Raw genomic sequence first — 9,176 nt, forward strand, 5'->3', positions numbered from 1 at the left:
GGGGTGCCGCACTTGAGCGCGGACTCCATCATCTCGACGACCTTCTTGCTGTGCGTCTCGCCCGCCGAGCCGCCGACGACCGTGAAGTCCTGGCTGGCGACGTGGACGGGACGGCCGAAGACCGCGCCGGTGCCGGTGACGACACCGTCGGCGGGCATGTTGGCCTTGTCCATGCCGAAGGTGACCGTCCGGTTGCGGCGGAACAGCCCGACCTCCTGGAAGGTGTCCGGATCCAGCAGCGCGTCGATGCGCTCGCGCGCGGTGAGGACGCCCTTGTCGTGCTGCTTCTGCAGCCGGGCCTCGCCACCGCCGAGACGCTCCTCAGCGCGGCGCTGGAGGACGTAGTCGGCCTGCTCCTGCATGCTCTTTGGCTTCTTGGCCATGGCTGTCATGCCCTTTCCACGATGACGGAATGATCGCGACCACCGAGGGAGACCCGGTAGGTGATCGGGCCCTTGACGGCACGATCGGCTTCGCTCTTGTTCGAGGCCTCATCGGCCAACTGCTCGGCGCTCTTGCCGACGTTCTTGGGGCCTTCGTCGCGGTGCTCGAAGAAGCCGGGCGCGACGCCGGGGAACATGGCGTAGGTCAGCACGTCCTCGTCGGTGCCGTTGTTGCCCGGCAGCGCGGTGGCCTCGTCGACCAGCTTGTCCCACTCGGGGGCCAGCAGATCCGCGGGACGAACCGTGATCGGATCCTTCTTGGTCTGCGCGTGGGCGATCTCGACGACCTCCGGGTTGCGCTCCCCCATGGCCTCGCCGTAGTAGCCGAGCATGAGGTCGGCGAACTCGCCGGTGAGTACCTTGTACTTGCCCATGAGGACGTTGAACACGGCCTGGGTGCCGACGATCTGCGACGACGGCGTGACCAGCGGCGGGTGCCCGGCGTCGGCCTTGACCAGCGGAACCTCCGCCATGACCTCGCGGATGCGGTCGCCCGCGCCCTGGGCGCGGAGCTGGCTCTCCATGTTGGTGAGCATGCCGCCGGGGATCTGGCTGGAGAAGATGTCGGTGTCGACCAGGGTCGCCGACTCGAACTCGGCGTACTTGGGACGGATCTTCGCGAAGTGGTCGCGGATCTTGAGCAGGCGGTCCATCTTCAAGTCGGTGGTGTACTCGGTGCCTTCGAGCATCGCGACCAGCGACTCGGTGGGGTTGTGGCCCGGACCGAGGCTCATGGAGCTGATCGCGGTGTCGACGACGTCGGCGCCGGCCTCGATGGCCTTCATGAGGCTGACCAGCGTGACGCCGGTGGTGGAGTGGCAGTGGACGTTGATCTGGACGTCCTCGCCATAGGTCTCCTTGATGCCGCGGATGATGTCGTAGGCGGGCTGGGGCTGCAGCAGTGCAGCCATGTCCTTCAGCGCGATGGAGTCGGCGCCCATGTCGAGCAGGCGGCCGGCGAGCTTGATGTAGCCCTCGGTGGTGTGGAGCGGGGAGATGGTGTAGCAGATGGTGCCCTGGGCGTGCTTGCCGGTCTTCTTGACCGCGGCCATCGCGCGGGCCATGTTGCGGGGGTCGTTGAGGGCGTCGAAGACGCGGAAGACGTCCATGCCGTTCTCGGCGGACTTCTCGACGAACTTGTCGACGACGTGGTCCTCGTAGTGGCGATAGCCGAGCAGGTTCTGCCCGCGCAGCAGCATCTGCAGCTTGCTGTTGGGCATCAGTTCGCGGAACGTCCGCAGCCGCTGCCAGGGATCTTCGTTCAGGAATCGGATACAAGCGTCGTAGGTCGCGCCGCCCCAACACTCGACGCTCCAATAGCCTGCAGCGTCGATGTCGGCACACGCATCAACCATGTCTTCCATGGCCATGCGAGTCGCCATGAGGCTCTGGTGCGCGTCGCGCAACGCAACTTCGGTCACACCGATGGTTCGTGGGCTCATGACTTCCATCGTGCCACCTAGGCTCCTACGCCACGTAGGAGAGCGAGTGATTGGTCAGCATCCGGTCGCCAAACATCCACATTCTGGACACCCTCGCTCAGTTGGTCAGACCAGGCCCCTCGAGGCGCTCGCCCCCCGCAGTCGGGAAGCGGCACAACTCCCTTCTGAGGAGGCCTTCCAGGGCCGTGCCCTAGGATGCTGGCCATGAGCGAGAGCTGGTGGTCGGCTGCGCCGGCGATCGTCCTCGCGGTCGCCTTGTTCTGGCTCCCCGGCCTCGCCGTCCTGTCTGCAGGGTGGCGCTGGTCGGTGCGGCAGCTTCTCTTGGCCCCCGCGGTATCCGTCGCAGTCATGGCCGGGGCGGCCATCGTCGCCCCCCGCGTAGGCCTCAGCTGGTCGGTGATTCCCGTCCTCGTGGTGACGCTGATCGTCGCTGCGATCGCGTTCGGCGTCCGGTGGTGGGCGCGGAGCAGCACGGACCCGGCGCCTGCGCCGGCAGGCTGGGTCGGCTGGGTGTCGGTGGCCGCCGCGCTCCTGATCGGCGGGGCGCTGGGAGTCCACCAGACCCTGGAGGCCTTCGTCGGCCCGCAGAACATCTCGCAGACCTTCGACGCGGTCGCTCACCTCAACTCGGTCAAGTGGGCGGTCGAGACCGGCAACGCGTCCGCCTTCAACGTGGGCCTCACCTCGGACGCCCCCTTCTACCCCAACGGCTGGCACGTCGTCCCGACGCTGTTGATCCAGCTCCTCGGCGTGTCGGTGCCGCTCGCGGTCAACGCCGCCAACATCGCCATCGCCGCGTTCGTGTGGCCCGCCGCCTGCGTGGCGCTGGCGTGGGTCTGGTTCGGCCACCGTCCCGCAGCCTTGATCGCCGCCGGTGTCTTCGCGAGCGCCTTCGGCGCGTTCCCGATGCTGCTGTTCTTCTTCGGGGTGCTCTACCCCAACATCCTGGGCTACGCCCTCGTCCCGGCGGGCCTGGCTGCGGGCGTCCTGCTGCTGCGCTCGACCGGGCTGCGCAGCGGCGTCCGGGAGGCTCTCGGCGTCGTGAGCGTCTGCGCCGGACTGGGGCTCGCCCACCCCAACGCCTTCCTGGTGTGGTGCGCCTTCGCCGCCGCGATCGCACTGCACCACGGGGTGGAACGGATCTGGCAGGACCGCAGTTGGCGCACCGCGGGCATCGTCGCTGGGCTGGTGGTGCTAGGCGCGGCGGCCCTCGTGGCGCTGTGGACGCTGGCGCGCACCAACTACGAGATGTCTCGCTGGGCCCCCTGGGAACGACCCGCCCAAGCCTTCGGCGAAGGGTTCCTCGTCGCCCCGAACGGGCTGCCCATCTCCTTCGGCGTGCTGGCGGTCTTCCTCATCGGAGTCCTGGTGACGCTGCGGCAGCCACGCCACCTCGTCGTGTTGTGGCCGTTCGCCGTCGCCGTCGCCCTGTTCGTCCTGGCCGCCGGATATGAGGTCGGGCACCCGTTGCGCGAAGCTCTGACCAACCCCTGGTACAACGACCCCTTCCGGCTGGCCGCGTTGCTCGCGCTACCCGCCGTGCAGTTGGGCGCGCTCGGTGCCGCCACCATCATGGACGGAATCATCGCGGTGGCAGGGCGATTCCGGCCCACCTGGCGTCCCGTCGTCCAGGCCGCCGGCGGCGTCCTTCTGCTGGCCGTGGTCGTGGTCGCCAGCCAGGGCCCGAACGTGTCCGCGCAGGTGGCGCAGGCGCGCTCCATGTACGAGTACACCGACCAATCGCGCCTGCTGAGCACCGACGAGATGCTCCTGCTGGAGCGGCTCGACCAGCGCACCCCCGCCGACGCGGTGATCGTCGGCAGCCCGCGGACCGGCACCTCGCTGGCCTATGCCCTCGCCAACCGGGAGGTCGTGGAGATGCACATCTTCGGACAACGCACCCCCGACGAGGTGTACCTCGATGCGAACCTGCGCAACATCGACCGTGATCCGCGGGTGTGCACCATCGTCCGCGAGTTGGGCGTCGACTACGTGCTCGACTTCGGCACCTACGACATTCACGACGCCAAGGTCGACACCTGGGCGGGCATGCAGGATCTCGCTCCATCGCGCTCCCTGGTGCTGGTGGATCAGCAGGGCCCGAACGCGCGGTTGTTCGAGATCGTCGGCTGCGGCTAAGCCGCTCAGGCACCCCGGCCTGGCGTCAGCGGGACTCGAAGCCCCGACCACAGCGCCCGGACCACGGTGGCCCCGGACCGGGGCTTGCCGGTGACCGCGAGGAACCCCGCCCACCCCAGGCGCAGCACCAGGAACGGGATCAGGAAGAGGCGCAGCCTGCGGAAGCGGCGATACAGCATGACGCGGCTGCGCGTCCCGTAGAAGAAGGAGACCCCGGAGCGGGCGTCCTCGCCCTGGTTGATGGTGCCGCCACCCGCATGCTCCACGACCACCGGATCGAACGTCTGGAAGTCTCCCCCGCGGGCCCGCAGCCGGAAGGCGAGGTCGATCTCCTCGCAGTAGAGGAAGTAGTCCTCGGTGAGCCCGTCGAGGTCCGCCCACAGCGACGCGGGCAGCGCGAAACAGTGGCCGGAGGCGTAGGCCAGCGGGTGAGCCGAGCCAGGTTCGTCGGCACGGAAGTAGCCGGTCAGCGGCAGGAACCGGGTCATCCCGCTGGTGACCGAACCGTGCTCGCTGGTCGGGATCGACACGACGGAACCGGGATGCGCCAGGCTGAAGCGCACCAGATCGCCGAGGGATCCGCGCTCCCACCGAATATCGGGGTTGGCCACGACGACCACGTCCGGTCCGAACCCGGCGAGTTCGGCCACCGCCCGGTTGTTGCCCGCCGCATAGCCGCCGTTGCGTCCAGCGTCGACGACGTGGACGTCCAGCCCGGCCGCCTCCTTCGAACCGGCCACGACGCGGAGACGGTCCACCTCGGCGGGGCTCTCGGAGTTGTCGACCACCACCACGGTGACCCGGACCCCCTCCTCGCGCGGCAGCGAACTCAGCAGGCCCGACACATCGTCGGCGGAGTGGTAGTTGACGACGGCGATTCCCGCATGCGGGATCTGGCCAGAGGGTGTGGTCACGGCTTCCTCGAAGGCTGGGAGAGCGCCGCGGGAGCGGTCGGCCCACACGGCGTCACGGCCTGCCAATGGTACAGTCAACCGCCCGAAGCCGCCCGGCTCGACGAACGAGGAGGTCTGGCGTGCGGATCGCTGTCGCCTACGATTGCTTGTTTCCGTTCACGACGGGAGGCGGCGAGCGCCAGTACCGGCAGTTCGCCGAGTCCATGGCCGCGGCAGGTCACGAGGTGGACTACCTGACCACCCGGCAGTGGGAGGGTGACGCCCCCTCAGCGCCCTTCACCGTGGTCGCGATCACGCCCGCGCTGAGCCTCTACGACGACGCCGGGGTGCGACGTCCGGCCGTCGCGGCGCAGTTCGCCGCCGCGCTCGGCACGTACCTGGCCCGGCACCGTCGCAGCTACGACGCGGTGCTGGTCAGCGCGCTCCCGGTCCTCAACGTCTTCGCGACCCGCGCCGCCCTGGCAGGCACCCGGGTGGTGCAGGTGTTCGACTACCTGGAAGTGTGGCCGCGCGAGCAGTGGATCGCCTACTCGGGCCGGGCTGTGGGCCTGGTGGCGTGGGCGCTGCAACGCGGTGCGGTGGCGCTGACCCCGACGGCGACCTGTCATTCCGAGCTGAGCGCCCGCCGCCTGCGCGCGGAAGGCCTGCGACGCCCCCCGCTGGTCAGCCCGGGGCTCATCAGCGGCCGCGACCGCGTCGATGTCGTGCCGGAGGCGGCCACCCCGCCCTACCTGGTGTATGTGGGACGCCACATCCAAGACAAGCGGGTCGACACCCTCCCCGCCGCACTCGCCTGGGCGCGACGGGAACTCCCGGGTCTGCGCGCCGTCATTCTGGGGGAGGGCCCCGAGCGGGCCGCCGTCGAGGCCGCCGTGGAGGCCGCGGGCGTCGCCGATGCGGTGGACCTGCCCGGATTCGTCAGCGAAGAAGCCCTCCGCGACGCGATCGGCGGCGCGGCCGTGCTCGTCAACCCCTCGCGCCGCGAGGGCTACGGCCTGGTGGTGGTCGAGGCGGCCGCGTTCGGCACCCCGGTCGTCCTGGCCGACGATCCCGGCAATGCCTCGGTGGAACTCGTCACCGAGGACGTGAACGGCTTCGTCGCACCGTCGACCGATCCCGCGGAACTGGGCGCCGCGATTCTCCGGGCCGTCCGGGGGGGGCCTGCGCTGCGCGCCCGGACGCGAGCGTGGTACGACGACGCCCTGGTCAGCCGCAGCATCGAGCGGACGGCGGCGACCATCCTCGCCCACATCCAGGACGCGGTGGACTCCCAGCGGCAACGGTGAACCGCGTTCGGCGTCGGCCGGGCGGAGGAAGGGGGCCGGTCGGCCCGGAAGCGCTCGCTTAGACGGTGGGGCGAGCCGGAACCTCGCGGCGGTTGCGCCGCAACAGGTCACCGGGGTGGTCCTGCCGCGGGCGGCGCAGCACCCCGTCGCGGACGCCGCGGGCCAGCGAGGACGCCCACACGCCCTTGTCCTTGGCGATCACGAGTTGCTGCAGCCCATGCCACACCACGTAGCCGGTCATGACGAACAGTGAACTGCGCAGTCCGGTCGCGGTGGTGTCCAGCTTGGTGCACCACAGCTTGTTCCGCGTGTAGTAGTAGAGCCGCGGGCCCATGTCATTGCGCGCCGGCGCCTTGATCGGGTGATAGATGGCGGCTTCGGGAACCAGCAGGCCGGGCGCCACCTGGGTGAGGCGACGGGTGTACTCCAGGTCGTCGAGCCAGATGAAGAAGTCGCTGTAGGGCAGCGGCATCGATGCGGCGATGCCGAGGTTGATCATGACGCCGACGAAGATGGCGTGAGTGACGGCGATGCAACCCTGATCGGCCGCCTCTAGGAGTCGCTCGGTGTCCGTCTCCAAGGTCAGCGCCGGGGGATGCTCGCTGCTGGATCCTGGCGTCCCGGTCACCAGACAGGCGGCGAAGGAGGGTGTCGTCGGAGCCGCCGTGACGACGCGCTTGAGATTGTCCAGGGCGTCCGCGGCCGGAGTTCCGTCGTCGTCCATCAGCCAGGCCCAGGAGTGGCCCTTGGCGATGGCCAACTCGACGCCCCATGCGAACCCGCCAGAGCCGCCCAGGTTCTCCCCCGTCTCGAACAACGTGGTCTGCGGGAACTCACCGCGGACCAGTTCGGGGGAGCCGTCCGTGGAGCCGTTGTCGATCACGATCACTTCGTCCTGGGGCGCGACCTGCGCGCACACCGACGTGAGGCAGTCGCGCAGCAACTCTTTGCGGTTGTAGGACACGACGACGACGGCAACGCTCACAACTGCTCCTGACTGGGCCAACCGGGCTCGTTCGCGCCACTCTACCGCGTGACCACCGCGGCAGGTCCGCCGCTGCGACCCCACCGAAACGCCGTTGCGCATCGTCTCCGACACGTCCGCCGCACAGTCATGGGCGATGCTGCCGGTACCCTCTGTTCCTGGACGACGGAGCGGAAGAACGAGGTGGTGCCGGCTATGCAGGGGCGTTGGGCATCGGTGGGTCGGCTCTCGAGCTTCGTCGCGACGACGGGGTTCACCCAGGTCGTCAGCCTGATCGCCATTCCGGTCATCATCGCCCAGGCGGGCGCCCTCCAGTGGGGTATCCAGGGCGCCTTGCAATCGACGGCGGGACTCTTCGGCGTTGCGGTCTCGTTCGGCTGGGGTACCACCGGCGCGGCCCAGACCGCGGCGATGCCCCCCGAGCAGCGGCCAGCGTTCTTCCTGCACTCCCTGATCAGCCGCGCCTACCTGTTCGTCGTGATGTTCCCGGTGATGGTGCTGGTCATGGGCCTGATCAACCCGCAGTACGTGCCGCTGGTGGTGGTGGGCTCGGCCGCATACCTCATGCCTTTCCTGGGGGCGAACTGGTATTTCGTGGGCGAAGGCCGACCCTCGCGGCTGTTCCGCTACGACGTACTCCCGCAGTCGATCGGGCTGGCGCTGAGCGTGGTCGTCATCCTCTCCACCAGTTCCCTGGTCTGGGCGGTCGCCGCGCAACTGGTCTGCAACCTCGCGGGGGTCATCCTCTCGGCGCGGGTCATCCGCCGATCCGATGCCAACCCCGGCCCTCTAGACCTGTCCCTGCGTTCGGCCGTGGCACGGTTGGGCGGCCAGCATCATGCGGTCATCACGGCGGGAACCTCCGCCCTATACGTCGCCGCCCCGATGCTCGTGATCAACGTGCTGCGCCCCGAGGCACTTCCCCTCTACAACATGGGCGACAAGCTGTTCCGATTCGCCCTCACCGCTTTCACCCCCGTGGTGCAGTTCGTGCAGAGTTGGATCCCTGAGGGCGGACCGGAGGGACGCCTGCATCGCATCGGCCTGGCCGCTCGGCTCACTCCCGTGCTCGGTCTGATCGGCGCCGCCGGCGTGGCCCTGCTCGGGCCCTTCGCGTCCCGGATCCTGTCGAGTTCCGGGGTGGTGCTGGATCTGAGCGTGTCCACCCCGTTCGGCATGGTGTTCGCTGCCGTGGCCTGCACGCAGGTGCTGGGGCTGGCCTGCCTGGTCCAGTTGGGCGCCACGAAATCGCTGGCGATCTCGACGGTCTGGGGTGCGGTGGCCGGGCTACCGCTGATCGTGGTCGGCGCCCTCTTCTTCGGGGTCGTGGGCGTCGCGTGGGCGGTGGCGGTGTCCGAGCTCGTGGTGCTGGCCTACCAGGCTCGCAAGGTCGCATCCCTGTTGCGCGCGGCCGACCAGACCGCTCACCCCGGCTCAGACGGCGAGCCGACGAGCCAGCCGAGCGGGGATCCGGCCTGACGTTCCGCGCAGGTGGTCGCGAGCGCCGCACAGCGTCGCGAGGACGATCTTGAACCGGTGCGGCCCCCACAGGGCCCGGGCGGTGCCGTGCAGCACCTCCGCCTTCCAGCGCCGGGCCAGCCAGTCGGGGAACGCGCGGCGGTACTCCCGCGACAGCGTGAGCATGTTGCGGGCGATGTAGTACACGCGGAACGGCGCCTCGTAGGGGACGTGCGCGGGCTTGCCCTGGAAGGTCAGCTGGCTGCCGAGGAACCGCATCGGCCGCGGCTCCCCCATCTCGTGCTCCAGCCTCACCCCGGGAGCGCGCACCACCCGCAGCCCATGGCTGCGCATCCGCAGCGTGTATTCGCTGTCGACCATGTCGATGAAGTAGTCCTCCCGGAAGGGCCCACAGTCAGCCAGCGTGCCGGGCGGGAGGATCATGCCCGACTGAATCGGGTCATACGCCAACGAGAACCCGTCCCGTTCGCCCTCGTCGGGGGTCGGAA

At 69.3% G+C, this 9,176-nt stretch carries 8 protein-coding genes; 3 read left to right on the forward strand and 5 right to left on the reverse strand.

What is annotated here, in order from left to right; genetic code table 11:
* Positions 1–383, reverse strand: a 383-nt coding sequence (locus V7E09_RS12500) for a carboxyl transferase domain-containing protein (protein ID WP_324523468.1), incomplete at its 3' end; no start/stop codon positions are given.
* Between the two features lie 5 nt (positions 384–388).
* Positions 389–1,885, reverse strand: a complete 1,497-nt coding sequence (locus V7E09_RS12505) for a methylmalonyl-CoA carboxytransferase subunit 5S (protein WP_324510458.1) — start codon at positions 1,883–1,885, stop codon at positions 389–391.
* A gap of 204 nt (positions 1,886–2,089) precedes the next feature.
* Between V7E09_RS12505 and V7E09_RS12510 the strand changes: the two genes are divergently transcribed.
* Positions 2,090–4,024: a DUF6541 family protein gene (locus V7E09_RS12510; RefSeq protein WP_324523469.1), complete on the forward strand. Its 1,935-nt coding sequence runs from the start codon at positions 2,090–2,092 to the stop codon at positions 4,022–4,024.
* 5 nt (positions 4,025–4,029) lie between these two features.
* Here the strand turns inward: V7E09_RS12510 and V7E09_RS12515 are convergent, their stop codons facing one another.
* A complete protein-coding gene (locus V7E09_RS12515; protein ID WP_324510460.1) occupies positions 4,030–4,938 on the reverse strand; it encodes a glycosyltransferase family 2 protein in 909 nt (302 codons plus the stop codon).
* A gap of 119 nt (positions 4,939–5,057) precedes the next feature.
* Here V7E09_RS12515 and V7E09_RS12520 point away from each other — a divergent pair, with 119 nt between their 5' ends.
* A complete protein-coding gene (locus V7E09_RS12520) occupies positions 5,058–6,224 on the forward strand; it encodes a glycosyltransferase family 4 protein (protein ID WP_324510461.1) in 1,167 nt (388 codons plus the stop codon).
* A 58-nt stretch (positions 6,225–6,282) separates the two neighbouring features.
* Here V7E09_RS12520 and V7E09_RS12525 read toward each other — a convergent pair whose 3' ends face one another.
* Positions 6,283–7,209 carry a glycosyltransferase gene (locus V7E09_RS12525; protein ID WP_324510462.1) on the reverse strand — a complete coding sequence of 309 codons (927 nt, stop codon included), beginning with the start codon at positions 7,207–7,209 and terminating at the stop codon, positions 6,283–6,285.
* Positions 7,210–7,395: 186 nt separating this feature from the next.
* Here V7E09_RS12525 and V7E09_RS12530 point away from each other — a divergent pair, with 186 nt between their 5' ends.
* Complete coding sequence (locus tag V7E09_RS12530; protein ID WP_324510463.1) at positions 7,396–8,688, forward strand: lipopolysaccharide biosynthesis protein; 1,293 nt, start codon at positions 7,396–7,398, stop codon at positions 8,686–8,688.
* On the opposite strand, the gene V7E09_RS12535 is transcribed toward V7E09_RS12530, so the two are convergent.
* Positions 8,644–9,176: hypothetical protein (locus tag V7E09_RS12535; protein ID WP_324523470.1), on the reverse strand; the 533-nt coding region annotated here is incomplete at its 5' end. The genes V7E09_RS12530 and V7E09_RS12535 overlap by 45 nt on opposite strands.

Source organism: Propioniciclava sp. (assembly GCF_036744435.1).
In the GTDB taxonomy this organism is placed as follows: Bacteria; Actinomycetota; Actinomycetes; order Propionibacteriales; family Propionibacteriaceae; genus Propioniciclava.

Bases quoted from the DNA above. Each gene is read 5' to 3' on its own strand.
- V7E09_RS12505 (WP_324510458.1), bottom strand. From the start codon at position 1,885: ATGAGCCCACGAACCATCGGTGTGACCGAAGTTGCGTTGCGCGACGCG.
- V7E09_RS12510 (WP_324523469.1), top strand. From the start codon at position 2,090: ATGAGCGAGAGCTGGTGGTCGGCTGCGCCGGCGATCGTCCTCGCGGTC.